Annotated in this window: 20 protein-coding genes and 1 pseudogene; 4 read left to right on the top strand and 17 right to left on the bottom strand. The window is 69.4% G+C overall.

Features of this window, described 5'->3' with window-relative positions; translation table 11 throughout:
• Positions 1–25: 25 nt before the first annotated feature.
• Positions 26–3,571 carry a DNA polymerase III subunit alpha gene (gene dnaE / locus ACWCOV_RS36750; protein WP_449833980.1) on the bottom strand — a complete coding sequence of 1,182 codons (3,546 nt, stop codon included), beginning with the start codon at positions 3,569–3,571 and terminating at the stop codon, positions 26–28.
• Between dnaE and ACWCOV_RS36745 the strand changes: the two genes are divergently transcribed.
• Positions 3,570–3,815 (top strand): hypothetical protein, encoded by a 246-nt coding sequence (locus tag ACWCOV_RS36745; protein WP_449833979.1) that lies wholly within the window; start codon positions 3,570–3,572, stop codon positions 3,813–3,815. The two genes, dnaE and ACWCOV_RS36745, sit on opposite strands and share 2 nt — an antisense overlap.
• Here the strand turns inward: ACWCOV_RS36745 and ACWCOV_RS36740 are convergent.
• Both ACWCOV_RS36740 and ACWCOV_RS36735 read right to left on the bottom strand, forming a co-directional pair.
• Positions 3,812–5,458, bottom strand: a complete 1,647-nt coding sequence (locus ACWCOV_RS36740) for a glycoside hydrolase family 13 protein (RefSeq protein WP_449833978.1) — start codon at positions 5,456–5,458, stop codon at positions 3,812–3,814. The genes ACWCOV_RS36745 and ACWCOV_RS36740 overlap by 4 nt on opposite strands.
• 113 nt (positions 5,459–5,571) lie before the next feature.
• Complete coding sequence (locus ACWCOV_RS36735; RefSeq protein WP_449833977.1) at positions 5,572–7,821, bottom strand: ATP-binding protein; 2,250 nt, start codon at positions 7,819–7,821, stop codon at positions 5,572–5,574.
• A gap of 119 nt (positions 7,822–7,940) precedes the next feature.
• Here ACWCOV_RS36735 and ACWCOV_RS36730 point away from each other — a divergent pair, with 119 nt between their 5' ends.
• On the top strand, positions 7,941–8,723 hold the full coding sequence (locus tag ACWCOV_RS36730; protein WP_449833976.1) for an alpha/beta hydrolase: 783 nt from the start codon (positions 7,941–7,943) through the stop codon (positions 8,721–8,723).
• Here the strand turns inward: ACWCOV_RS36730 and ACWCOV_RS36725 are convergent.
• The 4 genes from ACWCOV_RS36725 to ACWCOV_RS36710 are packed head-to-tail and all read right to left on the bottom strand — an operon-like array spanning position 8,720 to position 11,587.
• A complete protein-coding gene (locus ACWCOV_RS36725; RefSeq protein WP_449833975.1) occupies positions 8,720–9,337 on the bottom strand; it encodes a Type 1 glutamine amidotransferase-like domain-containing protein in 618 nt (205 codons plus the stop codon). The two genes, ACWCOV_RS36730 and ACWCOV_RS36725, sit on opposite strands and share 4 nt — an antisense overlap.
• Positions 9,334–10,242, bottom strand: coding sequence for an RluA family pseudouridine synthase (locus tag ACWCOV_RS36720; protein WP_449833989.1), 909 nt, complete (start codon positions 10,240–10,242; stop codon positions 9,334–9,336). Before ACWCOV_RS36720 ends, ACWCOV_RS36725 begins: the two co-directional genes overlap by 4 nt.
• Positions 10,243–10,262: 20 nt before the next feature.
• Positions 10,263–10,901 (bottom strand): signal peptidase II, encoded by a 639-nt coding sequence (lspA, locus tag ACWCOV_RS36715; protein ID WP_449833974.1) that lies wholly within the window; start codon positions 10,899–10,901, stop codon positions 10,263–10,265.
• Positions 10,874–11,587, bottom strand: coding sequence for a TraR/DksA C4-type zinc finger protein (locus ACWCOV_RS36710; RefSeq protein WP_449833973.1), 714 nt, complete (start codon positions 11,585–11,587; stop codon positions 10,874–10,876). Before ACWCOV_RS36710 ends, lspA begins: the two co-directional genes overlap by 28 nt.
• Before the next feature lie 560 nt (positions 11,588–12,147).
• Between ACWCOV_RS36710 and ileS the strand changes: the two genes are divergently transcribed.
• Positions 12,148–15,288, top strand: a complete 3,141-nt coding sequence (gene ileS, locus ACWCOV_RS36705; protein ID WP_449833972.1) for an isoleucine--tRNA ligase — start codon at positions 12,148–12,150, stop codon at positions 15,286–15,288.
• Here the strand turns inward: ileS and ACWCOV_RS36700 are convergent.
• The gene (locus tag ACWCOV_RS36700) at positions 15,285–15,761 is read right to left on the bottom strand and encodes a MarR family winged helix-turn-helix transcriptional regulator (RefSeq protein ID WP_449833971.1); all 477 of its coding nucleotides are present in this window, start codon (positions 15,759–15,761) and stop codon (positions 15,285–15,287) included. The two genes, ileS and ACWCOV_RS36700, sit on opposite strands and share 4 nt — an antisense overlap.
• 47 nt (positions 15,762–15,808) lie before the next feature.
• Between ACWCOV_RS36700 and ACWCOV_RS36695 the strand changes: the two genes are divergently transcribed.
• Complete coding sequence (locus ACWCOV_RS36695) at positions 15,809–16,264, top strand: pyridoxamine 5'-phosphate oxidase family protein (RefSeq protein WP_449833970.1); 456 nt, start codon at positions 15,809–15,811, stop codon at positions 16,262–16,264.
• A 93-nt stretch (positions 16,265–16,357) separates the two neighbouring features.
• Here ACWCOV_RS36695 and ACWCOV_RS36690 read toward each other — a convergent pair whose 3' ends face one another.
• The 9 genes and pseudogenes from ACWCOV_RS36690 to ACWCOV_RS36650 form a co-directional block, all read right to left on the bottom strand.
• Positions 16,358–17,116: a DivIVA domain-containing protein gene (locus ACWCOV_RS36690; protein ID WP_132144064.1), complete on the bottom strand. Its 759-nt coding sequence runs from the start codon at positions 17,114–17,116 to the stop codon at positions 16,358–16,360.
• Positions 17,117–17,361: 245 nt separating this feature from the next.
• Positions 17,362–17,667: a YggT family protein gene (locus ACWCOV_RS36685; protein ID WP_132206882.1), complete on the bottom strand. Its 306-nt coding sequence runs from the start codon at positions 17,665–17,667 to the stop codon at positions 17,362–17,364.
• A gap of 52 nt (positions 17,668–17,719) precedes the next feature.
• Positions 17,720–18,268, bottom strand: coding sequence for a cell division protein SepF (locus tag ACWCOV_RS36680; RefSeq protein WP_449833969.1), 549 nt, complete (start codon positions 18,266–18,268; stop codon positions 17,720–17,722).
• Positions 18,269–18,338: 70 nt separating this feature from the next.
• The gene (locus tag ACWCOV_RS36675) at positions 18,339–19,052 is read right to left on the bottom strand and encodes a YggS family pyridoxal phosphate-dependent enzyme (RefSeq protein WP_449833968.1); all 714 of its coding nucleotides are present in this window, start codon (positions 19,050–19,052) and stop codon (positions 18,339–18,341) included.
• On the bottom strand, positions 19,052–19,774 hold the full coding sequence (locus ACWCOV_RS36670) for a polyphenol oxidase family protein (RefSeq protein ID WP_449833967.1): 723 nt from the start codon (positions 19,772–19,774) through the stop codon (positions 19,052–19,054). Before ACWCOV_RS36670 ends, ACWCOV_RS36675 begins: the two co-directional genes overlap by 1 nt.
• 292 nt (positions 19,775–20,066) lie before the next feature.
• Positions 20,067–21,314 (bottom strand): annotated as a pseudogene (gene ftsZ, locus ACWCOV_RS36665) (cell division protein FtsZ); the annotation flags it as partial.
• 160 nt (positions 21,315–21,474) lie between these two features.
• The gene (locus tag ACWCOV_RS36660) at positions 21,475–22,215 is read right to left on the bottom strand and encodes a cell division protein FtsQ/DivIB (RefSeq protein WP_449833966.1); all 741 of its coding nucleotides are present in this window, start codon (positions 22,213–22,215) and stop codon (positions 21,475–21,477) included.
• An 18-nt stretch (positions 22,216–22,233) separates the two neighbouring features.
• On the bottom strand, positions 22,234–23,694 hold the full coding sequence (murC, locus tag ACWCOV_RS36655) for a UDP-N-acetylmuramate--L-alanine ligase (RefSeq protein WP_449833965.1): 1,461 nt from the start codon (positions 23,692–23,694) through the stop codon (positions 22,234–22,236).
• Positions 23,691–24,495: UDP-N-acetylglucosamine--N-acetylmuramyl-(pentapeptide) pyrophosphoryl-undecaprenol N-acetylglucosamine transferase (locus tag ACWCOV_RS36650; protein ID WP_449833964.1), on the bottom strand; the 805-nt coding region annotated here is incomplete at its 5' end. The genes murC and ACWCOV_RS36650, both read right to left, overlap by 4 nt.

Below are 24,495 nucleotides of genomic sequence, written 5' to 3'. Positions count from 1 at the left end.
GTTGCTCCCGGCCCCGATCAGGCCCTCAACCGGCCAGGCAGGACGGGCCGAGCAGCGCCTTCAGGTCCGCCATCAGCGCCGACGTCGGGGTCACCCGGAACCGGTCGCCGATCCGCATCACCGTCGTCTTCTGGCGGGCCTGCAGCCGCAGCTGCACCTCGGTCATCCCCGGGTGCGCCTGCAGGACGTCGCGGAGCTGGTCGACGACCGGCTGGGTGCAGCGGGTCACCGGCATCGTGATCACCACCGGGCCGCTCGGGCCCTCGGTCAGGTCCGGGACGACGACCTCGTCACCGCTCAGCTCGACCCGGTCCTCGCGACGGCGCAACCGGCCCTTCATCAAGATGATCGCGTCGTTGCTCAGCAGGTGCGCGTGCAACTGGTACGCCGAGGAGAACATCATCACCTCGATCGAACCTTCGAGGTCCTCGATGGTGACGATCGCGTAGATGTCACCGCGCTTGTTCACCTTCCGCTGGACCGCCGTGACCAGGCCGCCGATCGTCACCCGGGTGCCGTCCGGCCGGTCCTCGTCGGCGAGCAGCTGGCCGATCGTGCAGTCGCTGCCGTTGGTGAGCACGTGCTCGACGCCGAACAGCGGGTGGTCGGAGACGTAGAGACCCAGCATGTCCCGCTCGTGCGACAGCTTGGTCGCCTTGTCCCACTCCTCGATGTCCGGGACCGTGACGGTGAGCCGGCTGTTGCCCTCGCCCTCCTCGGCCTCGTCGCCCATCGAGAACAGGTCGAACTGGCCGTGCGCCTCGTTCCGCTTCAGGTCGATCGCCTCGTCGACGGCCTGCTCGTGCACCGCGACGACCGCGCGCCGGGCGTGGCTCATCGAGTCGAACGAGCCGGCCTTGGCCAGCGACTCGATCACCCGCTTGTTGCAGACCGGCAGCGGCACCTTGTCGATGAAGTCGACGAAGTCGGCGAACCGGCCCTTCTCCTCGCGGGCCGCGACGATCTCGGCCACCACGTTGACGCCGACGTTGCGGATTGCGGACAGGCCGAAGCGGATGTCGGTGCCGACCGGGGTGAAGTTCGAGTCCGACTCGTTCACGTCCGGCGGCAGCACCTTGATACCCATCCGGCGGCACTCGTTCAGGTAGATGGCCATCTTGTCCTTGTCGTCCTTCACCGACGTCAGGACCGCGGCCATGTACTCCGCCGGGTAGTTGGCCTTCAGGTACGCCGTCCAGTACGAGACCAGCCCGTACGCCGCCGAGTGCGCCTTGTTGAACGCGTAGTCGGAGAACGGGACCAGCACGTCCCAGAGCGCCTTGATCGCCGACTCGGAGAAGCCGTTCGCCTTCATCCCCTCGGAGAAGCCGACGTACTCCGCGTCCAGCACCTCGCGCTTCTTCTTGCCCATCGCGCGGCGCAGCAGGTCCGCTTTGCCCAGCGTGTAGCCCGCGAGCTGCTGGGCGATCGCCATCACCTGCTCCTGGTAGACGATCAGGCCGTACGTCGTGCCCAGGATCGGCTCCAGCGCCTCGGCCAGCTCGGGGTGCAGGTAGCTGACCTCCTGCTGCCCGTTCTTGCGGAGGGCGTAGTTGGTGTGGCTGTTCGCGCCCATCGGGCCGGGCCGGTACAGCGCGCCGACCGCGGAGATGTCCTCGAAGTTGTCCGGCTTCATCAGCCGCAGCAGCGCCCGCATCGGGCCGCCGTCGAACTGGAACACGCCGAGCGTGTCGCCGCGGCCGAGCAGCTCGAAGGTCGGGCCGTCGTCCAGGGTCTTGGCCAGCTCGTCCAGGTCCAGCTTGATCCCGCGGCTGGCCTCGACGTTCTTGACCGCGTCGTCCATGATCGTCAGGTTGCGCAGGCCCAGGAAGTCCATCTTGACCAGGCCGAGCGTCTCGCAGCTCGGGTAGTCGAACTGGGTGATGACCTGGCCGTCCTGCTCGCGGCGCATGATCGGGATCAGCTCGATCAGCGGCTCGCTGGACATGATCACGCCGGCCGCGTGCACACCCCACTGGCGCTTCAGGTTCTCCAGGCCGCGGGCGGTGTCGACGATCTTGCGGACATCCTGGTCGGACTCGTACAGCTGGCGGAACTCGCCGGCCTCGGAGTACCGCTTGTGGGTGGAGTCGAAGATCCCGGACAGCGGGATGTCCTTGCCCATCACCGACGGCGGCATCGCCTTGGTGATCCGGTCGCCCATCGCGAACGGGTAGTCCAGCACCCGGCCGGCGTCCTTGATCGCCTGCTTGGCCTTGATGGTGCCGTAGGTGACGATCATCGCGACCCGGTCGTCGCCGTACTTCTCGGTGACGTAGCGGATCACCTCGGGGCGGCGGCGGTCGTCGAAGTCGATGTCGAAGTCGGGCATCGACATACGTTCCGGGTTCAGGAACCGCTCGAAGATCAGGCCGTGCTGGAGCGGGTCCAGGTCGGTGATCCGCATCGCGTACGCGCACATCGAGCCGGCGCCGGAGCCACGGCCCGGGCCGACCCGGATGCCGTGCTCCTTGGCCCAGTTGATGAAGTCCGCGACGACCAGGAAGTAGCCCGCGTACCCCTTCGAGGTGATGACCTCGATCTCGTACTCGGCCTGCTTGCGGACGTGATCCGGCACGCCGCCGGGGTAGCGCCTGTGCAGGCCGGTCTCGACCTCGGCGACGAACCAGGACTCCTCGTTGTGACCCTCCGGGCAGGGGAAGCGCGGCATGAACCGGCCCTCGCCCTCGGTGAAGCTGACGTCGCACTGCTCGGCGATCAGCAGCGTGTTGTCACACGCCTCCGGGAGCTCCTTCCAGACCTCGCGCATCTCGGCCGCGGTCTTCACGTAGAACTCGTTCGCGTCGAACTTGAACCGGTTCGGGTCGGACAGCGTCGAGCCGGACTGCACGCACAGCAGCGCGGCGTGCGCGGTGGCGTCCTCGGGCTTGGTGTAGTGCAGGTCGTTGGTGGCGACCAGCGGCAGGCCGAGCTCCTTGGCCAGCTTGAGCAGGTCCTTCTGGATGTCCCGCTCGATGCCGAGGCCGTGGTCCATCAGCTCGCAGTAGAAGTTCTCCTTGCCGAAGATGTCGCGGAACTCCGCGGCCGCCTCGACGGCCTCCTTGTACTGCCCGAGCCGGAGCCGGGTCTGCACCTCGCCGGACGGGCAGCCGGTGGTCGCGATCAGGCCCTGGCCGTAGGTGTTCAGCAGCTCGCGGTCCATCCGGGGCTTGAAGTAGTAGCCCTCGAGGCTGGCCAGCGAGCTCATCTTGAACAGGTTGTGCATGCCGGAGGTGTTCTTCGCCAGCAGCGTCATGTGCGTGTAGGCGCCGCTGCCGGAGACGTCGTCGCGGCCCGAGTTCGCGTCGCCCCACTTGACCCGCTTGCGCTCCGAGCGGTGGGTGTGCGGCGTCAGGTACGCCTCCACGCCGATGATCGGCTTGACGTCGTACTTCTTCGCGGTCCGCCAGAACTCGTAGGCCCCGAACACGTAGCCGTGGTCGGTGGTGGCGATGGCCGGCATGCCCATCTCCTGGGCGGTTTTGAACAACTCGTCGATCCGCGCGGCGCCGTCCAGCATGGAGTACTCGGTGTGCACGTGTAGATGCACGAAACTGTCGCTGGACGCCATGTCTGCGCAGACCTCCCAGGGCGTGAGTGAGGGTGACCGCAGCAGCCTAATCGGCGGCACCGACAAGTTCGGTGAGGGGCAGGCCTGGCACGCCGATGCGGCCGCTATCCGGACCCCGGGCCCGGTGGTCGCCCGGTGGTCGCCCGGTGGTCGCCCGGTGGTCGCGCCGTGGTTCGGCGGGGAGGTGGAGCGGCGGACCTGGCGCCGAGCAGGGGTCCTCAGGACGCCAGGTCCGCCGGTCTAGGCACCGTCTGGCAGGAGGGTCCAGACGGCACTGTTCGGGGGCAGCTTCTCGCCGGCCTCGGGGTCGCTGGCCAGCAGCAACGTGCCCTCGACCGGGTTGACGACCGGCTGGGACGTGCAGTTGACCGCGCACGCGAAGCCGTCTCCTCGGGTGAACGCCAGTACGCCGGGCTCGGCCGGCAACCAGCGCAGTTCGCCGGAGCCGGACGCGAGCGCCGGGATCCGGTGCCGCAACGCCAGTGCCTCGCGGTACAGGTGCAGCATCGAGTCGCCGTCGCCCAGCAGCAGGTCCGCCGCGTGGTCGGCGAACCACTCCGGTTGTGGCAGCCACGTCGTACCCGAGCCGCCGTCCGGAGAGAACCCGAAGGAGTCGTGCTCTGCTCTCCACGGTAGCGGTACCCGACAACCGTCCCGGCCGCGCCGCACGCCGCCGGTCCGGTGGAACATCGGATCGGTCAGCACGTGGTCCGGCAGGTCGGTGACCTCCGGCAGCCCCAGCTCCTCCCCTTGGTAGAGGTACGCCGATCCCGGCAGCGCCAGCATCAGCATCGCTGCTGCCCGGGCCCGGGCCCGGCCGAGCTCGAGATCGCCGGGTCCGGCGCCTGGTGCACCACCGGCGTACCGGGTGACGGACCTCGGCATGTCGTGGTTGTTCAGCACCCAGGCGACGGAAGATCCGGACCCGGCGATCGTCTCGAGGCCGCGGTCGATCACGTCGTACAGCGACCGGTCGTCCCACTCGGCACGGAGGAACTCGAAGAAGAAGGTCTGGTGCAGTTCGTCCGGGCGCTGGTACCGGGCGAGCTGCTCGGTGTCGAGCAGGCCGACCTCGCCGACCAGCACCCGCTCCCGCCCGGTGGCCTGCGTGTACTCGTCCGCGATCGCGCGCCAACTGCGCCACACGTCGTGCACCTCGGGCTGGTTCCAGGCGTGCGGGTTGACCGGGTCGCCGGTCACCTCGTCGCAGTCGGCGTCCTCGTGGTCCGGCAGGCCCTCGGCCTTGTGCAGGCCGTGCGCGACATCGATCCGCAGCCCGTCCACCCCGCGGTCCAGCCAGAACCGCAGTACCTCTTCGAAGGCCGCCTCGACGTCCGGATGCCGCCAGTTGAAGTCGGGCTGCTCCTTCGCGAACGTATGGAGGTACCACTGTCCGTCTGAAACTCGTTCCCAGGCAGAACCGCCGAAGATGGAGCGCCAGTTGTTCGGCGGTTGGTCACCCTCGCCGTCGGCGAAGTGGAACCGGGCCCGCTCCGGGCTCCCAGGCCCGGCCTCCAGCGCGGCCTGGAACCACGGGTGCTCGATCGAGCAGTGGTTCGGCACCACGTCGACGATCACCTTCAGGTCGAGCCGGTGCGCGTCCTGGATCAGCCGGTCGAACGACGCCAGCGTCCCGTACTCCGGATGGACGTCGCGGTAGTCGACGACGTCGTACCCGTGGTCGTGCTGCGGTGAGGGGTAGAACGGGTTCAGCCAGAGGCCGTCGACACCGAGCCTGCGCAGATAGGGCAGCCTCGCCCGGACGCCGTCGAGATCGCCGACACCGTCACCGTCCGAGTCCGCGAAGCTACGCACGTACACCTGGTAGATGACGGCAGTCCGCCACCAGTCGGCATGACTCAGCGGCGGGCGACTTGTCTCGGGCATTGGGGGACCTCGGCAACGCAGGGAGGGGCAACGTTGTCACCCAGGATCCCCGGGCCGGGCCGCGCAGACATCGGGACACCTACGGATTTCGGTACGTAGATGCCCTGGAAACGTTACCGATCGGGGTGCTCGGCGACCCAGCGGGCGACCTGGGTGCGGGAGGAGAATCCGAGCTTGCTGAGGATGTGCTCGACGTGGGTCTCGGCGGTCCGCTGGGAGATCACCAGGCGGCCCGCGATCTCCCGGTTGCTCAGCCCCTCGCCGACCAGCACCGCGATCTCGTGCTCACGCCGCGTCAGCTTCCCGGCTCGCCCGGGCTTGGCCGAACGGTCCTTCCCGGTGGCCTCCCCCAGCGCGAGCGCGACCGCCTGCTCGAACGAGTACGCCGCGCCCACCGCGAACGCCTCGTCGAACGCCGTGTCCCCGATCACCGCCCGGATCCGCTCCTCGGCCCGGTCGTCGAACTGGCTGTACGGCGTCGTCTCGTCGACGTGGGCGCCGCTGGACCGCCAGACCGCCCGGGACGCGCCCATCAGCAGCGCGGCCTGCTCCGACGGCGCGCCGGTCCCGGCGCACCACGAGAGCGCCTGCACGCAGAACGCGATCCCGGTCCGGTCGTTCAGCGGCTGCCACAGCCGGATCCCCTCCCGGAACGACCGGGTCGCGTCCTCGATCCGGCCCTGGTCCCGCCACTGGACGATGCCGACACTCCACAACGCGTACGCCTTCGACGAGTCGGCGCCCTGGGACTCGGCCAGCTCGTACGCCGCCCTACTGAAGCCGCCGACCCGCGGGTCACCGAGGAAGAACGTTGCCGCCGACAACAGAATGAGCGCGTCGAACTCGCCCAGCAGGTTCCCGGTCGAGCGGAACCCGGCGAGCGCTTGCTCGAGGTGCCCGAGGGCGCCGGCCAGGTCGCCCTGGTAGATCAGCGCGTGGCCGGTCACCTCGGCGATCCGGGCCCGCAACAGGTCGTCGTCGTACCGCTCGGCGAGCTCCGCGCACTCGGTCAGCAGCCGGGTCATCTGCTCGGGCTCGCCGAGGAACATGGCCAGGTAGCTGCCCGCCCAGAGTCCCAGGGCGCGCTGCGGCGTCTGCTCCGGCGCGGCCTCGATCGCCAGGGTCAGGTACCGGTGGCCCTCGCGCAAGTAGCCGGCGAACCAGAAGTTCCAGATCGGGGCGGCGATCTCGATCGCGACCGGTTCTTCGCCCGGTTCGGCCAGGCAGAAGTCGAGCGCGACCCGCAGGTTGTCGCGCTCGCGCCGCATCCGGATGTACCAGTCGGCCTGCCGCGGGCCGAAGCTCTCCGCCGCCCACCCGGCGGCCAGTGTCCGGAGGTGGTCGCGGTGCCGGAGCCGGAACTCGCGAGTGCGTCCGGCCAGGCGTGTTTGCCCGTACTGGCTGATCGTGGTGAGCATGTCGTACCAGGCGACGCCGTGGTCGGTGGCCATCGTGCGGGTGATGATCGACTTGTTCACCAGGCCGGCGACGAGGTCGAGCACTTCCTCGCGGGCGATGCCGTCGCCGGCACAGACCTGCTCGGCGCCGTCGAGGTCGAAGCCGCCGGAGAAGACCGACAACCGCTCCCACAGCAGCCGCTCGGCCGGCGAGCACAGGTCGTAGCTCCAGGCCACCGCGGCCTCGAGCGCCTGCTGACGAGGTGGTCCGGCCGGGCGACCGCCGGCGAGGAGCCGGAAGCGGTCCTGGAGCCGGTCGAGGATCTGCGCCAGCGAGAGGGTGCGCATCCAGACGGCTGCGAGCTCGAGGGCCAGCGGTACGCCGTCCAGCTGCCGGCACACCTCGATCACCTGGGCCCGGTTCCGGTCGTCGATCTCGAAGTCGGGCAGGACGGCCTGGACACGGTCGGCGAAGAGAACCAACGACTCGTACTGATCGGCGTCGGCAGCCGGCGCCTCCGCCGGTGGCGTTGACAACGGAGGCACGGAGAGGACCTGCTCGCCTTCCACGCCCAGCACGTGGCGGCTGGTCGCCAGGATCCGCAGCTGCGGCGCGGCGGCGAGCAGTTTGCTCACCAGTACGGCGCAGGCCTCGGCGACCTGCTCGCAGTTGTCCAGGACCAGCAGCAGGTGCTTGTCCTCGAGGTACTCGGCCAGGTCAGCGGTCGGGTCCGCCGAGACCTGACTGAGCTCCAGCGCTCCGGTCAGGGTGAGACTGAGGAGTGCGGGGTCGTGCAGTGCGGCCAACTCCACGAACCAGACTCCATCGGGGAACGTACGACGTACCTCTGCTGCCATCCGCACGGCCAGGCGGGTTTTGCCGACTCCCCCGGCGCCGGTCAGCGTCAGCAGACGGCTCCTGGCCAGCAACCGCCTCGTGTCCGCCAGCTCCCGACGCCGCCCCACGAAACTCGTCAGCTCAGCCGGCAACCTCCCAACCGGCCTGGACTCCGCCATGCCTCAGCGTAAGACGGATCTCTGCTCTTGAGACCGGCTCGGCGCGCACACTGATCTTTATGGTGCGCATGGCGCTCGTAGTGGGGTCAGTGCTGCTTCTGCTGGTCGCCGTGCTCTGGGGCTACCAGCGGCAGCTGATCTATCTACCGGACACGACTGCGCCTACGAGTGTGGGCGCCAAGGACGTCGTGCTGGAGACAAGCGACGGGCTGCGGCTGGGTGCTTGGCTGGTGCCACCGCGTGGGGTTGATCGTGGCGTCGCCGTACTGGTCGCCAATGGCAACGGTGGGAACCGGGCCGGACGGGTTCCGCTGGCGCAGGCGTTGGCCGGCGAAGGGCTGACCGTGCTGCTGTTCGACTACCGCGGGTACGGCGGCAACCCGGGCAGTCCCAGTGAGCGCGGGCTGGCGTTGGACGTGCGGGCGGCCCAGGAGTACCTGGTCGAGTACGGCGTGCCGGCTGAGCGGACTGTGTACTTCGGCGAGAGCCTCGGGGCTGCGGTCGTCACCGAGCTCGCAGTAGAGAGACCGCCCGGTGGGCTCGTCCTGCGGTCGCCCTTCGTCGACCTGGCCGCGGTCGGGCGGTTCCACTACCCGTTCCTGCCGGTCGGATTGCTGCTGCGGGACAAGTTCCCGGTGGCTGAGCAGTTGGCCGAGGTGGGCGCGCCGGTGGCTGTGGTCTACGGCAGCGGTGACTCGATCGTGCCGGCTGAGCAGAGCCGGGCAGTGGCTGAGGCGGCGCCTACTGTCAAAGAGGTGGTGGAGATCGCGGGAGCGGACCACAACGACGCGGTCTTGGTGCATGGGCCGGAGGTGGTTGCGGCCGTGGTCCGGCTGGTCGAGCAGCTTTAGACGACCTCGCGTTGGTCGCCGTCGATCACGAGGGCTTGGCCGTCGTGCATGGGGAGGTAGGAAACGCCAGTGCGGTCGTAGAACTTCGCCACCTTCTCCACAAGCTCCGTCTCGGGGTGGCCGGGTGAGTTGAGGTGCGGGACGAAGGCGTGGTCGAGCACGCCCAGGCCCTCCCAGATGACCTCACCGTCGACTGGGTCGGTCGGGTCGCACAGCTCGAGACCGCGCAGGCTCGGCGCGAGGACGCAGACTCCGGCGCTGTAACCGGCGTACACGAACCGCTCGTCGCGGATCAGCTCCGGCAGGATCTCGTCGGCGCCGCTCTTCGCGAGAGCCGCCCGCAGCACGAAGACGTTGCCGCCGCGGACCCACAGCCCGTCGTACGACGTCAGGCGCGCCCGCAGCTCCCCAGGGTCCCGCAGGTCCAGCTCCTCCGGCCGCAGGCCCAGCTCGGTCAGCCAGGTGATCTCGTCGGCGACCTTCTCCCGGCGTACGGCGGGGTCCTCGTTGTCGATCGAGTTGCAGATGACGGCGACCCGGGCGGACGGCGGCAGGAGCGCGACCAGGCGCTCGGGGTGGTCGCCGAGGCGGAACGACGACAGGTACAGCCTCACTGGCTGTCGACCAGCAGGTCGAGGGCGTGGTCGAGATCGTCCGGGTACTCCGAGGTGAACTCGACGTACTCGCCCGTCCCCGGGTGCATGAAGCCGAGCCGCATCGCGTGCAGCCACTGCCGGGTGAGCTGCAGGCGCTCGGCGAGCACCGGGTCGGCGCCGTAGGTGAGATCGCCGCAGCACGGGTGGCCGATCGCGGCCATGTGGACGCGGATCTGGTGCGTGCGGCCGGTCTCGAGGGTGATCTCGAGCAGGGTCCCGTACCGGAACGCCTCCAGGGTCTCGTAGTGCGTAACGCTCGGCTTGCCGCCGGCGACCACGCCGAACTTGTAGTCGTGGTGCGGGTGCCGGTCGATCGGTGCGTCCACGGTGCCGGTGAACGGGTCCGGGTGGCCCTGGACCAGCGCGTGGTAGATCTTCTTGACCGTGCGCTCCTTGAAGGCTCGCTTGAGCACGGTGTAGGAGTACTCGGTCTTGGCGACGACCATCAAGCCCGAGGTGCCGACGTCGAGGCGGTGCACGATGCCCTTGCGCTCGGCGGCGCCACTGGTCGAGATGCTGAACCCGGCGCCGGCCAGGTGGCCGATCACGGTCGGGCCGGTCCACCCCGGGGACGGGTGCGCGGCGACGCCGACCGGTTTGTCGACCACGATGATCTCGTCGTCGTCGTACACGATCCGGAGGTTCTCGACGGTCTCCGGCACCACGGTGACCTCGGCGGGCGGCGGTGGCAGCTCGACGTCCAGGAGGACGCCGGCGGCGACCCGGGCCGACTTGGCCGCGGGGGCGCCGTCGACCTGGACCAGACCGGACTCGATCAGCTCGGCGGCCTTGGTCCGGGACACGCCGAACAGCCGGGACAGGGCCGCGTCCAGGCGCTCACCGGCCAGGCCGTCCGGGACCATCACGGTCCGGGAGTCGCCGGTCACTTCTTGAGTTCCTTCGTCCCGTCGAGCCTGATCCCGCGCAGGGTCTGGATCACCAGCAGGGCGGCGGCCGTCGTCACCGCCATGTCCGCGACGTTGAAGATCGCCCAGTGCGGGGTCTGCAGGAAGTCGATCACGTGCCCGTGGAACGGCGACGGCTCACGGAAGATCCGGTCGATGATGTTGCCCAGCGCGCCACCGAAGAGGAACCCGAACGCCACCGCCCACCCGACCGACCCGAGCCGCCGGGACAGGTACACCACCCCGAGCGCGACGATGATCTGGATCGCGCTGATGTACGGCGTGTACCCAGCCCCCAGGCTGAACGCGGCGCCGGAGTTCCGGATCAGGTTGAACTTCAGGAACCCGCCGATCACGTCCACCGGCTCTCCGGGCGTCAGATGCTCCAGCGCCAGCGCCTTGGTCAACTGGTCCAGGACAAGGACCAGCAGCCCGACCGCCCCGAACAGCGCCATCAACTTCCACGACGGCTTCTTCGGGCCGGCGCCCGCAGGCTCCGGAGACGACGGAGAACCGGCCGACTCGTCGTCGGCCGGTTCTGGCGTTGGTTCGGCGGCGTCCCCCACCTGGTGGGACGGGTCCGGTTCGCTCAGCGGCGTTCTTCGCGTTCTTTGCATGACACGCACAGTGTCGCACGCGGGAACGCCTGCAACCGACCCTTGCCGATCGCGTTGCCGCAGCTCTCACAGATGCCGTAGGTGCCGTCCTCGATCCGGGCCAGCGCCCGCTCGATCTGGTCCAGCATGTCCCGGGCGTTGTTCGCCAGCGACATCTCGTGGTCGCGCTCCAGCGTGGTGGAGCCGACGTCGGCCTGGTCGTTGCCGGCGCCGTCACCGCCGTCGCGGAGCAGCCCCACGATCTCCTGCTCGGCGTCGCGGATCTCCTGCCGCAGGTGCACCACGTCGGCTTCCAGCTCGCCGCGCAGCTCGGCCAGCTCGGCCGCCGTCCACGGGGTCTCGCCGGACTTCACCGTGAGGGTCTCTGCCTTGTGTGCTGCGGACTTCGCCGGCGCCGTCGCCGGTGTCCTGTTCTCGTTCGTCTTCATGGCCACCCTCTTCGTCGGAGCTTGCTTGGCAGGGGTCTTCGCCGCTGTGCGTTTGGCCGCGGTCTTGCCGGTGGCCGCCTTCTTGGCCGCCTGCTTCTTCGCGGCAGTCTTCTTCACCGGCGCCTTCTTGGCCGGTGCCTTCTTGACCGGAGCCTTGCGGGCCGTCGTCTTCTTGGCCGGTTCGGCAGCTTTCGCGGCACTCTTCTTGGCCGCGGCAGTACGTTGGGGGGCGGACTTCTTGGGAGCCGATGTAGCCATGGTCAGCTACCCCCTGCCTTCGTCGGAGACTGAAGCGGACTGGTCGCAAGACACTAGGCCACGTGCACATCACGTGCCAGTCCGACGCGCAGACCGTGGACATACGGTAGTCGGTTCTTCAAGCCCGCTCGATGTTCCGCGCGTCACAGCCGCATTTCGGCGTCCCGTTACCTAACAGCCGAGCAGATGTTCGACGCCCGGCCCTGAGCCCCCTCCCCCTCTACCACGACCCGCAGCAGAATTCTCACCGCTGAATTCCTGCCTGACCACTGGTTTTAACTGCCCCGCCCCACCGCCCCGGTCATCTAACGATTCGTAGTTGCCTGGTACGAAGTCGTACACTGACAACCGCGATCCGCAAGGCAGTGATGGGGCCATCACCCCGGAGCCGCCGGAAGAACGGTCCGTAGCGACTTATTAGAACCGGCAGCGACGCAGAAAGGAAGTGGGTGACTCCCCCGCGGGTCACCAAGGAGGGTGGTACCGCGCAGCCCCCGGCGACCCGGCCGGAGCTTCGTCCCTCGTCCAGCAGGCAGCAGGCTCGACGAAGGACGACGACGATGGCAACAACTCCGTGGCGGCAGGTCCCGGCCCAGGTGGACTTCCCCGCGCTCGAGCGGGAGATGCTCGCGCACTGGGACGAGCACGACACCTTCGCCAAGAGTCTCGAGCAGTCCGCCGGCGGCAAGCCGTGGACATTCTTCGAGGGCCCGCCGACGGCGAACGGGATGCCCGGCACCCACCACATCGAGGCGCGCGTCTTCAAGGACGTCTTCCCGCGCTACCGGACCATGAAGGGCTACTCGGTCGAGCGCAAGGCCGGCTGGGACTGCCACGGCCTGCCGGTCGAGGTCGCGGTCGAGAAGGAGCTCGGCTTCAACGGCAAGAACGACATCGAGGCGTACGGCATCGCCGAGTTCAACGCCAAGTGCCGTGAGTCGGTGCTGCGGCACGTCGACGCGTTCAACGAGCTGACCGTCCGGATGGGCTACTGGGTCGACCTGGAGCACCCGTACCGGACGATGGACCCGGAGTACGTGCAGTCCGTCTGGTGGTCGCTCAAGCAGATCCACGACAAGGGCCTGCTCGTCGAGGACTACCGCATCACGCCGTACTGCCCCCGCTGTGGCACCGGTCTGTCGGACCACGAGCTGGCCCAGGGCTACGAGACGGTCATCGACCCGTCGGTGTACGTGCGCCTCCCGCTGACCTCGGGTCCGCTGGCCGGCCAGGCGTCGCTCCTGGTCTGGACGACGACCCCCTGGACACTCGTTTCAAACACTGCGGTCGCAGTGCATCCCGACGTGCAGTACGTCGTCGCCACCGACGGCACCGAGTCGCTCGTCGTCGCGGAGCCGCTGCTCGGCACGCTCGGCGAAGGCTGGACGGTGACCGGTCAGTACGGCGGCCGCGACATGGAGCGGTGGACGTACCAGCGCCCGTTCGAGCTGGTCGAGTTCCCCGAGCCGGCGCACTACGTCGTACTCGCCGATTACGTCACCACCGAGGACGGCACCGGTTTGGTCCACCAGTCCCCCGCGTTCGGCGCCGACGACCTCGCGGTCTGCCGCGCCTACGGGCTGCCGGTGGTGAACCCGGTCGAGTCGGACGGCCACTTCGCCGCCGACGTGCCGCTGGTCGGTGGGCAGTTCTTCAAGAAGGCCGACGAGGCGCTGGTGAAGGACCTGCAGGAGCGCGGCGTGCTGTTCCGGCACGTGCCGTACGAGCACCCCTACCCGCACTGCTGGCGCTGCCACACCCCGGTCATGTACTACGCGCTGCCGTCCTGGTACATCCGCACCACGCAGGTGAAGGACGCCCTCCTCCGGGAGAACGAGCAGACCAACTGGTTCCCGGACTCGGTCAAGTGGGGCCGGTACGGCGACTGGCTGCGCAACAACATCGACTGGGCCGTCTCCCGGTCCCGCTACTGGGGTACACCGCTGCCGATCTGGCGCTGCGAGGACGACCACCAGGTGTGTGTCGGCTCGCTGGCCGAGCTCGGTGAGCTGGCCGGCCGCGACCTGAGCGCCACCGACCCGCACCGGCCGTACGTCGACGACATCACCTTCGACTGCCCGACCTGCGGCGCCGAGTCCCGGCGGGTCGCCGAGGTGATCGACGCCTGGTACGACTCGGGCTCGATGCCGTTCGCCCAGTGGGGGTACCCGTGGGTCGAGGGGTCGCGGGAGAAGTTCGAGGTGGCCTACCCGGCCGACTTCATCTGCGAGGCGATCGACCAGACCCGTGGCTGGTTCTACACGCTGATGGCGGTCGGCACGCTGGTCTTCGACGAGTCGTCGTACCGCAACGTCGTCTGCCTCGGGCACATCATGGCCGAAGACGGCCGGAAGATGTCCAAGCATCTGGGCAACATCCTGGAGCCGATCCCGCTGATGGACGACCACAGCGCGGACGCGGTGCGCTGGTTCATGGCCGCCTCGGGGTCGCCGTGGAAGGCGCGCGGCATCGGCCCGAACGTGCTGAACGAGATCGTCCGGAAGGTGTTGCTCACCTACTGGAACACGGTCGCGTTCCACTCGCTGTACGCGCGGCTCGCCGACTGGTCGCCGGCCGACGCGCCGCCGGTGGCCGAGCGCTCGGTGCTCGACCGCTGGCTGGTCAGCGAGACGCACCGGCTGGTCCGGGACACCGACCAGGCGTACGACGGCTACGACACGCAGCGGCTCGGTCTGCTGGTCAGCTCGTTCGTCGACGTGCTCTCGAACTGGTACGTACGGCGTTCGCGCCGCCGTTTCTGGGCCGGTGACGCCGGCGCGCTCGCCACGCTGCACGAGACGCTCGACGTCCTCACCCGGGTGATGGCGCCGCTGACGCCGTTCGTCACCGAGCGGGTCTGGCAGGACGTGTTCCGCCCGGTCACGCCCGGCCTGCCGGAGTCGGTGCACCTGGCGACCTTCCCGACGTACGACGAGACACTCATCGACGACGTACTCGCGCAGCACGTGTCGATGGCGCGCCGAGTCGTCGAGCTCGGCCGTTCGGCGCGGGCGGAGGCGAAGGTGCGGACGCGCCAGCCGCTGTCCCGTGCCCTGGTCGGGTCGGCCGCGATCGCGGACCTGTCCCCCGAGCTGCTGCAGGAGATCGCCGACGAGCTGAACGTGGGCTCGGTCGAGCCGCTGTCCTCGGCCGGCGCGGACCTGGTCGAGTTCTCTGCCAAGGGAAACTTCCGCGAGCTCGGCAAGCGGTTCGCCAAGCAGACCCCGGTGGTCGCGGCCGCGATCGCCGCCGCGGACGCCGCCGCGCTGGCCGCCGCGCTCAAGGAGTCCGGGACGGCGACGGTCGTCGTCGACGGCGCGGACGTCCAGGTCGGCGAGGCCGAGGTGCTGCTGTCGGAGCGGCCGCGGGAGGGCTGGTCGGTGGTGAACGAGCAGGGCGAGACCGTTGCCCTCGACCTCGAAGTCACCCCGGAGCTCCGGCAGGCCGGGCTGGCCCGTGAGGTGGTCCGGACGTTGCAGGAGGCCCGGAAGAACGCCGGCCTCGAGGTGTCGGACCGGATCAGGGTCTGGCTGACCTCGACCGACGCCGACCTGACCGATGCCCTCGGCAAGCACGCCGACGAGATCGCCCGCGAGGTGCTCGCCCTCGAGCTGAGCCAGGCGGCCCCGTCGGAGTCCGCCGACGTTGCCACCGGCACCGAAGAGGACCTGCAGCTCACCTACTGGCTCACGAAGGCCTAGCGAGGTGGCCGCGCCGCCCTGGCCCGCAAGGCCGGGGCGGCGCCCAGCAGGTTGATGGTGTCGACCAGCAGCAGGCGTGCCTGCTCGACCCGGTCGGCACCCAAAGCTTGACGAAGTTCTGAATCCAGCGCGGCCCGATGCCGCCGCGCGGCCGCAATCACACCTTCACCGCGGCTGGTCAGGATCACCTGCCGAGCCCGCGCGTCGGCCGGGTCCGGTTCGCGGCTCAGGTAACCGCGCTTCTCCAGGTCCACGACCGACTTGGACGCCGCCTGCTGGGAGACACCGAGTCGCTCAGCCAGCGCGCTGATGGTCAGCGGGCCGCTGACGAGGTGCTGGAACACCACGCCGTCCGCGAACCGGGAGTCCTCGAACCCCTCGACGGCGAGCCGGCGCTGGAGCTCATCAGCCAGCGCCCATCCGGTGAACAACGACGCCAACGACAGGTCCGCATCGGCGGGATCGAACTCCATGCCGCCAGACTATACAACCCGGGTTGTGTATCAGATACTCTACAACCATGGTTGTGCAAAAGGAGTTTCTGGAACGGGCGCACCGCATCGTGTGGTGCACTGTCGCGACCGTCGGCCGGGACAACCGGCCGCGAACCCGCATCCTGCACCCGCTGTGGGAGCTGGACGACGAGCTGACCGGCTGGATCGTCACCCGGGCCACACCCGTGAAGGTCCGGCACCTTGCCTACAGCCCGTATGTCAGTTGTTCCTACTGGGAACCGGGCCACGAGGTGGCGGTCGCGGACTGCGCCGCGGAGTGGGTCACCGATACGGCGACTCGGCAACGAGTCTGGGAGCTGTACCGGGCTGCGCCGGCCCCACTGGGCTTCGACTTCTGGAGTGTGTTCCCAAATGGTCCGGCCGGGGAATCACCCTCATTGCTGGCGCTTGCGCCGTACCGGCTTCGGCTCAGTGATGTCGAGACGCTGAGCGGCCGGAAGGAACCTCTGGTCTGGCCCTGACTCGGTGTCACCGTCGCGGGACCCTGTGTCAAACGTGTCCAGACATGACGAAGAGGCGGTGCCGCCGGAAAGCACCGCCTCTTGTCCGAGGTTTTAGACGCCGTGACCGTGAGCCTGGGCGCGGGCCTCCGGGCGGAAGCCGTTGCGCGGGCTCAGCGTGTCGTCTCCGTTGCCCAGAGCCTTGAGCTGCTCGGTGAAGTAGGTCTTCAGCCGGCTGCGGTACTCGCGCTCGTAGGCGTGCAGGTCGTCGATCGTGCGCTCGAGCTGACCCTTCTGCTTCTCCAGCGTGCCGAGCATCTGGGCCCGGCGCTCGGCGATCTCGCCGTCCAGCTTCTCGGCGCGGGCGCGAGCCTCGCCGGTCATCCGGTCGGCCTTGCCACGAGCCTCGTTCTCCAGCCGCTCGGCCTTGGCGCGGGCCTCGCCGATGATCTTGTCGGCGGTGTCCTTCGCCTCCTGGACCAGGTCGTCGGAGTGCTTGGTCGCCATCTCCAGCAGCCGCACCGCGGAGCTGGAGGCGTCACCGACGGTCCCTGCCGCCGCAGCAGCCCCCGCGGCCGCTACAGGCGCGACGACGGGTGGCTTCTCCTCCGGCTTCTCGACCACGACCGGGGGCTTGGGCTGCTGCACGACGGGCGGCAGCGCGGCGGTCTGGTCGACCGGCCGGTCCTGCCCCGCACCCGCGCGCTGGGCCGCCGCGAGCTTGGCCCGCAGCTCCTCGTTCTCGGCGAGAAGTCGCTCGAGCTCGGCTTCGACCTCGTCGAGGAAGGAGTCGACCTCAGTGACGTCGTAGCCCTCCCGTAGTCGGACGGGCGTGAACTGCTTCGAGCGGACGTCATCCGGCGTCAGCGGCATCTTTCACCTCGTTTGTCTGTGTCTTGGCGGAGTCCCCGTGGCCTTCACCCCGGCGACTCAGTAGATCACGTTATCGCTTCGTTGTGTTCTAACGGAATCCGGGCGGGTGATAACGCTCCATCGCCCGGCGGACACCAGCAACGAACCGGCCCGTGTTCGAGACTGTACCTACCCCGTCCCCGGCGTCCTCACCCTCCGACTCGAAGGGCGATTCACCGGCTCCGTACCACCTCCGGTGCGCTGGGTCACAGTGACCGGAGGGCGGTCGAGTTGATCGACATCGCCAGCGAGACGATGACGAACAGCATCAGCATGGACAGGTCGATCCGGATCCCGCCGGCCCCGATCGGGGGCAGGATCCGCCGCAGCGGCCGCAGGAACGGATCGGTGACCGAGTAGATCAACTCGAAGAACAGCAGCAGCGGCCCCTTCGGGTGCCACTGCGGCGCGAACATGACGATCAGACTGAGCACGAACCGCGCCACCAACATCAGGAAGAAGGCGAGCAGCACCCAGCTGAGAACCGTGAGGACGAGCGCTAGAGCAACCATGTCGTCAATGAGTGTAGAAGACCGGCGGTAACCGTGGCAGACGCGCGTCGCGTCAGCTCTGGTTGTAGAAGCCGTCCGCCGCGATCTTCTCCTTCTCTTCGGCGGCCACCGTCACGTTCGGTGGGCAGACCAGGAACACCTTGGTGGTGATCCGCTCGATGGAGCCACGGCAGCAGAAGATCAGCCCGGCGGCGAAGTCGACCAGCCGCTTGGCGTCGGAGTGGTCCATCTCGGTCAGGTTCATGATGACGGGCGTGCCGTCGCGGAAGTGCTCACCGATGACTCGCGCCTCGTTGTAGCTGCGCGGGTGCACGGTGGTGATGCGGGCCAACTCGGTTACCTCCGGGGACGGTGCGACACCACGTCGTTCTGGAAACTTGCTGACCGTCGCGCCCTGCTCCTCGCGTGGTTCACGCGCTTCGCGGACGTCGCGGCCTTCCCGGCCGGCCGGGACCGGCTCGGGCTCGTGGGACTCCCCGTCGACGGCTTCGTCGTCGTACTCGTCGTAGTCGTCGTACTCGTCGTCGTACCGCGCGTTGTAGCGCTCCCCGTCCTCGACCAAGCCGAGGTAGACACCCATCTTGCGCAGCGCGCCGCTCATGGCCCTCCAGCCCCTCGATCCGGTCTCGACGACAACGGTGAGCAGGAAGCAAACCCGCTCGATGTCGACACTAACCCGGCGGAGTACGCGTTCCGAGTAAGGCGCGCCCGAGGCGCACGTGTGTCGCTCCCTGCCTGATCGCGGCGTCCAGGTCGCCGGTCATCCCGGCCGAGATCCAGTCGGCCCCGGGATGATCGGAGCGTAGCCGGGACGCTACTTCATGCAGTCCCGCGAACGCCTTGTCGGGGTCCGATCCGAGCGGCGCGACCGCCATCACCCCACCCAGCTCCAGTCCGTCCGCCGCGGCGACCTCGGCAGCCAGCTCCGGTACGGCGGAAGGCTCGACGCCACCGCGGGCGGCGCCGGTCGCGGCATCGGCCGATCCGTACGACGCCAGGCTCACCTGCAACAGGCAGCGGACAGTCCGTTCCTCGGCGACCGCGGCCTTGGAGAGCGCGGTCACCAGCGACGCGCGGTCCACCGAGTGCACCACCGACGCGTACCGGACCACCGAACGAGCCTTCTTCGACTGCAGCTGCCCGACGAAGTGCCAGGTGGCGTCCGGGCAGTCCGGAGCCTTCGCCTTGAGCTCCTGCTCGCGGTTCTCCCCCACGTCCCGCACCCCGAGGGCTGTCAGCGCCCGTACGTCGCTGACTGGGAAGGTTTTGGTGATCGCGACAAGGGTGACCTCGTCCGGAGACCTCCCGGCCGCCTCACAGGCCGTCTCGATCCGTTCCTGGGCCAGCCGCAGGTTGTCCCGCAGCTCCTGCTCACGCATCGCCATCACGCGCCCAGCTTGACCAGGCCGGCCAGCCGCCCGCTGACCGGCCCTTCGCGCCGGTACGAGTACAGGTTCTCCGACTCGATCGTGCACGCGGTCGCGTCGACCACCTCGACCCCGAGCTCGGCCAGCTGCGCCTTGACCCCGGCCGCCACGTCGATGGCCGGCGTCCCCCAACTCGTCTCCGAGTACGACGCCGGCACCCGCTCGGCCACCTCGGCCCGCATCTCCTCGGGCACCTCGTAGCAGTTGCCACACGCATACGGCCCGAGTACGGCGGTGATCCGCGACGCACCGAGGTCCCGCATCGCGTCCACGGTCGCGGGTACGACGCCGACGTACATGCCCTTGCGTCCGGAGTGGGCCGCTCCGACGACGCCGTCGCCGGCCAGCAGCACCGGAAGGCAGTCGGCAGCCCGCACGGCCAGGACCACGTCAGACCTGGTCGTGACCAGCGCGTCCGCCCGCGGCATCGGGGCCGGCGGCAGCTCGTCACCGGGGCGGACGACATGCACGTCGCGGCCGTGGACCTGGCTGACCCGGACCACGCCTTCGGGCCGGACGCCGAACGCGTCCGCGACCCTCCGGAAGTTCTCCGCGAGCAGCTCCGGATCCTCACCCGATCCGCCGAGGTTCAGTTCGCCGTACGGCGCTTTGCTGGCGCCGCCGAAGCGGTCGGTGAAGGCGAAGCGGACGTCGTCGAGAACCTCGTCATACCCGAACACATCCAGAGCCTACCGGCCCGGATGCTGCTTACTTGAGGAAGTCCGGGATGTCGAGGTCTTCCTCGGGCTCGGGCTTGCGGGCCGGACGGGTCGGGCCGGGCTGCGACGTGCCGGAAGCCGCTCCGGACGACCCGTTGCTCGGCCCGTTGACCGGCCAGGAGTGCTGGGTGGTCGGCGACGCCGGCGTGTGCGGCGTGGGCTGCGCGGTCGGCGAGACCGGACGGACCGGCTCACCGGCCTGCGGACGCGCCGAGTGCGTCGTGCCGGCGCCCGGACGACCCTCGGTCGGGGCCGGCACCGGGACGGTGTTGTCGGTCGGCGTCGGCGGGTTCGCCGGCTGGTTGCTCGGGGCCTGACCGTTCGCGGACGGCACCGACGCGGGCTGCGGCGAAGCAGCCGGGGTCGGCGCTGGGGTCCCCGTGGTCGGCGGAGCGGACGGCGGCGTCGCGGCGGGCGGCGTCGCGGCAGGCGGGGTGGACGCCGGGCTGCCCGACTGCATCGGGGCGGAGTAGCCGGGCTGGCTCTCCGATCCGGCCGCCGGACGGGACGTCTGCGGACGGGCCGAGTTCATCGCCTGCTCGCGCCGCTTCGGCATCCCGCCGTCGAAACCGGCCGCGATCACGGTGACCCGCACCTCGTCGCCGAGGGCGTCGTCGATGACCGCGCCGAAGATGATGTTGGCGTCCGAGTGCGCCGACTCCGACACCAGCTGGGCCGCCTCGTTGATCTCGAACAGGCCCAGGTCGGAGCCACCGGCGATCGACAGCAGCACCCCGTGCGCGCCCTCGATACTTGCCTCGAGCAACGGAGACGAGATGGCCGCCTCGGCGGCCGCGACCGCGCGGTCCTCACCGCGCGACGAGCCGATCCCCATCAGCGCCGAGCCGGCGTTCGACATGACCGCCTTGACGTCGGCGAAGTCGACGTTGATCAGGCCGGGCGTGGTGATCAGGTCGGTGATGCCGGAGACACCCTGCAGCAGCACCTGGTCGGCCTGTTTGAACGCGTCCAGCACCGACACCGCGCGGTCGGAGATGGTCAGCAGCCGGTCGTTCGGAATCACGATCAGCGTGTCCACCTCCTCGCGGAGGGTGCTGATGCCGTCCTCGGCCTGGGTGGCGCGGCGCTTGCCCTCGAACGAGAACGGCCGGGTCACCACACCGATGGTCAGCGCGCCGAGCGACCGGGCGATCCGGGCCACCACCGGCGCGCCGCCGGTGCCGGTGCCGCCACCCTCGCCGGCGGTGACGAAGACCATGTCGGCGCCCTTCAGCGCCTCCTCGATCTCCTCCGCGTGGTCCTCGGCGGCCTTCTGCCCGATCGCCGGGTTGGCCCCGGCGCCCAGGCCGCGGGTCTCCTCGCGGCCGATGTCGAGCTTGACGTCCGCGTCGCTCATCAACAGCGCTTGCGCGTCGGTGTTGATGGCGATGAACTCAACGCCCTTCAGACCGTGCTCGATCATCCGGTTGACGGCGTTCACGCCGCCTCCGCCGATGCCGACGACCTTGATGAGTGCCAGGTAGTTCTGCGGTGCCGCCACGTCCGCGCCTCTCGCCTCGTTCGTTTCCCGTTGTCCAGCGAAAAGACTGAACCTCAAGTGGATGCTTAGACTTATGTCAACTTTAGATTACGACGCACGGTACGGGACGCTTCCGGCCAAAGTCCACGCGCCTCGCCGCACTCTCCCGTGATGTGACTCGTCACCGCTTTTCCCCTTTGGTGACAGGGAGATCGGGCGCCGACACGTCGTACACGGTCGCCTTGCGCTTCATCAGCACGCTGAGTACCTCGGCCTTGCGCGCGCTGTCATCGGAACTGCCCCAAACGACCTTCACGCCGGACCCCAGGTTCAGGGTGATCGAGTCCGGCGACGCTGCCGAGATCGACCGCACCTGTGCCCGCAGTGTGGACGGCAGCGCGGCCGAAACCGTCACCACCGAACTGATCGTCACGTCCCGCCGGGCGCCGGTGATCTTCGCCTCCGGCAGTCCGGCCGGCCGGTCCGGCACCGACTTGAACGCCGTCCCGGTCGCGTCCACCAGCTCGTACCGCGAGCCGTCGGTGACGACCACCACCGGCACTCGTTCGGTGACCACGATCACGACCTTGTTCGGCCAGGCCCTGGTCACCTGCGCGTCGGCCACCGCCGGAATGGTCCGGACCCGGGTCGCGATCGCACTCAGGTCGACCTTCGCCAGCGGGGTTCCCACCGGCGCCTCGGCCACGTTCTCGATCGTTGCCACCGGCACCGTGTCGGCCCCGCTCACCCGGACGCCGTCGACCGCGAGCGCGGCGGAGAAGTAGAACAGCCAGACGATCAGCCCGCCGAACACCAGCACGGCGCCACCGATCGCCCACGGCAGCCAGCTCCGCCATCGCACCAGACGCTGCCGGCGCGCGAACCGCTGTTGTGCCCGAGCCAGATCAGCGCTCTGGCTCATTCAGTCGACCCCACCCTTTTACTCCACCACAGGAGCGAGGGCTTCGGCCGCAGACTCGCGGGCGGCGGCCCGTTCAGCCAGCAGACCGACGACCTCCGGGCCGATCAGCGTCACGTCACCTGCGCCCAGGGTGACCACCAGGTCGCCCGGCTCGGCCAGGTCGGCGACCACCTGCGGTACGGCGGACCACGACGGCTCGAACCGGACCTGGTCCGGCTTCAGCGGCACGTGGTTCGCGATCAGGGCGCCGGTGACACCGGGCTCCGGGTCCTCGCGGGCCGCGAACACGTCCATCACGACGACCTCGTCGGCCAGCGCGAGCGCCTCGGAGAACTGGGTGGCGAAGATCCTGGTCCGGCTGAACAGGTGCGGCTGGAAGCACGCGACCACGCGCCCCTCCCCCGCCACCTGCCGGGCCGCGGTCAGGTCGACGGCCAGCTCGGTCGGATGGTGGGCGTAGGAGTCGAACACCCGCACCCCGTCCTCGAGCCCCTTGAACTCGAACCGCCGGCCGGTCCCGGTGAACGACGCCAGCCCCTCGGCCAGGTCGGCGGCCGAGAACCCGAGCCCCAGCCCGACCGTCAGCGCGGCCGACGCGTTCAGCGCGTTGTGCTTGCCCGCCTGCTGCAGCTGGACGACCGGAAGCTTGCGCCCGCGGTACACCGGCACGAACGACTGCGTCGCGCCGGTCGCGGTGATCTCGGTCACCCGCATGTCCGCGTCGCCGGCCTCGCCGTACGTGCGGACGTCGATGCCGCGCTCGCGGGCGAACTCCGCGAGCCGCCGGGCGCCGGCGTCGTCGTAGCAGATCACCATGAAGCCGCCCGGGATCACCCGGTCGCAGAACTGCTCGAAGGCGAGCCGGTAGCTGGCCTCGTCGCCGTAGTTGTCCAGATGGTCCGGCTCGACCGACGTGACAATCGACACCTCGGGCCGGTAGGTCAGGAACGACTTGTCCGACTCGTCCGCCTCGGCCACGAACAGGTCGCCGGTGCCGTCGTGCGCGTTCGACCCGGACTCGTTCAGGTTGCCGCCGATCGCGTACGACGGATCGGCCGCGCAGTGCTGCAGCGCGACGGTCAGCATCGACGTGGTGGTCGTCTTGCCGTGCGTGCCGGCGACCGCCAGCGTGCGGCGGCCGACCATCACCGAGGCGAGCGCGGCGGCCCGCGGCAGGATCGGGATCCCGGCGGCCTGGGCGGCGACCACCTCGGGGTTGGTCTCGCGGATCGCGGTGGACACCACCACGGTGTCCGCGTCCGCGACGTGCTCGGCGGCGTGACCGACCCAGCAGGTGGCGCCGAGCGCGCGCAGCGCGGCCAGCACCTTCCCGTCCTTGGCGTCGGAGCCGGACACCTCGATGCCGCGGGACGCCATGATCCGGGCGATCCCGGACATGCCGGCGCCGCCGATGCCTACGAAGTGGACTCTGCCCAGCTTCTCCGCCGGGAGCGTGGTGTCAGGAGCGGTGACGATCACGAAGCAGACCCCACCACATCCAGGATCATCCGCGCCAATCGCTCGTCGGCGTCCGTGCGGATCAGACCCTTCGCTGCTGTGGACATGGCTGTCAGACGCGCCGAGTCGTGCAGAAGTTGCGGGACGGTGGCGCGAACCCAGTCCGGCGTCACCGCCGCGTTGTCCACCAGCAGCCCGCCGCCCGCGTCGATCACCGGCTTCGCGTTCAGGGCTTGCTCACCGTTACCGTGCGGCAGCGGAACGTAGATCGCGGGCAGTCCGACCCCGGACACCTCGGTGACCGTGTTCGCGCCCGACCGGCAGACGGCCAGGTCGGCAGCGGCGTACGCCAGGTCCATGCGGTCGACGTAGTTCAGCACGACGTACGGGTACCCACCGGTCCGGGGCGCCTCGAGGGTGTTCTTCGGGCCGATCGCGTGCAGGACCTGGATCCCCGCCGCCTGCAGGTCGGCGGCTGCGCCGGCGAAGGCCTCGTTCAGCCGCTGGGCGCCCTGCGAGCCGCCGGTCACGAACAGCGTCGGCGCGTCCGGGTCCAGCCCGAAGAACCGGCGTGCCTCGGCGCGCAGCGCGGCCCGGTCCAGGGTCGAGATCGCCCGCCGGATCGGGAGGCCGACGTACTCGGCGTGCGGCAGGTCGGTGCCCGGGAACGAGGTCTTCACGTGCTGCGTGCAGTAGCGGGCGGCGAACTTGTTCGCGATGCCCGGGACGGCGTTGCCCTCGTGCACGACGATCGGGGTCTTCCGGCGTGCTCGGACAGCGCACTGGTCGTTGCGGGCGGGTCGAGCGCGACCAGGAGGGTTG

The sequence above is a fragment of the Kribbella sp. NPDC002412 genome, assembly GCF_053592935.1.
This window is presented reverse-complemented; position numbering and strand designations above follow the sequence as displayed.

Bases quoted from the DNA above. Each gene is read 5' to 3' on its own strand.
- ACWCOV_RS36745 (WP_449833979.1), top strand. From the start codon at position 3,570: ATGTCTGCGCAGACCTCCCAGGGCGTGAGTGAGGGTGACCGCAGCAGC.
- ACWCOV_RS36730 (WP_449833976.1), top strand. From the start codon at position 7,941: ATGGCGCTCGTAGTGGGGTCAGTGCTGCTTCTGCTGGTCGCCGTGCTC.
- ACWCOV_RS36740 (WP_449833978.1), bottom strand. From the start codon at position 5,458: ATGCCCGAGACAAGTCGCCCGCCGCTGAGTCATGCCGACTGGTGGCGG.
- ACWCOV_RS36680 (WP_449833969.1), bottom strand. From the start codon at position 18,268: ATGAGCGGCGCGCTGCGCAAGATGGGTGTCTACCTCGGCTTGGTCGAG.
- ACWCOV_RS36675 (WP_449833968.1), bottom strand. From the start codon at position 19,052: ATGGCGATGCGTGAGCAGGAGCTGCGGGACAACCTGCGGCTGGCCCAG.
- lspA (WP_449833974.1), bottom strand. From the start codon at position 10,901: ATGCAAAGAACGCGAAGAACGCCGCTGAGCGAACCGGACCCGTCCCAC.
- ACWCOV_RS36720 (WP_449833989.1), bottom strand. From the start codon at position 10,242: ATGGTCCCGGACGGCCTGGCCGGTGAGCGCCTGGACGCGGCCCTGTCC.
- ACWCOV_RS36695 (WP_449833970.1), top strand. From the start codon at position 15,809: ATGGTTGTGCAAAAGGAGTTTCTGGAACGGGCGCACCGCATCGTGTGG.
- ileS (WP_449833972.1), top strand. From the start codon at position 12,148: ATGGCAACAACTCCGTGGCGGCAGGTCCCGGCCCAGGTGGACTTCCCC.
- ACWCOV_RS36690 (WP_132144064.1), bottom strand. From the start codon at position 17,116: ATGCCGCTGACGCCGGATGACGTCCGCTCGAAGCAGTTCACGCCCGTC.
- ACWCOV_RS36710 (WP_449833973.1), bottom strand. From the start codon at position 11,587: ATGGCTACATCGGCTCCCAAGAAGTCCGCCCCCCAACGTACTGCCGCG.
- ACWCOV_RS36660 (WP_449833966.1), bottom strand. From the start codon at position 22,215: ATGAGCCAGAGCGCTGATCTGGCTCGGGCACAACAGCGGTTCGCGCGC.
- dnaE (WP_449833980.1), bottom strand. From the start codon at position 3,571: ATGGCGTCCAGCGACAGTTTCGTGCATCTACACGTGCACACCGAGTAC.
- ACWCOV_RS36700 (WP_449833971.1), bottom strand. From the start codon at position 15,761: ATGGAGTTCGATCCCGCCGATGCGGACCTGTCGTTGGCGTCGTTGTTC.
- ACWCOV_RS36685 (WP_132206882.1), bottom strand. From the start codon at position 17,667: ATGGTTGCTCTAGCGCTCGTCCTCACGGTTCTCAGCTGGGTGCTGCTC.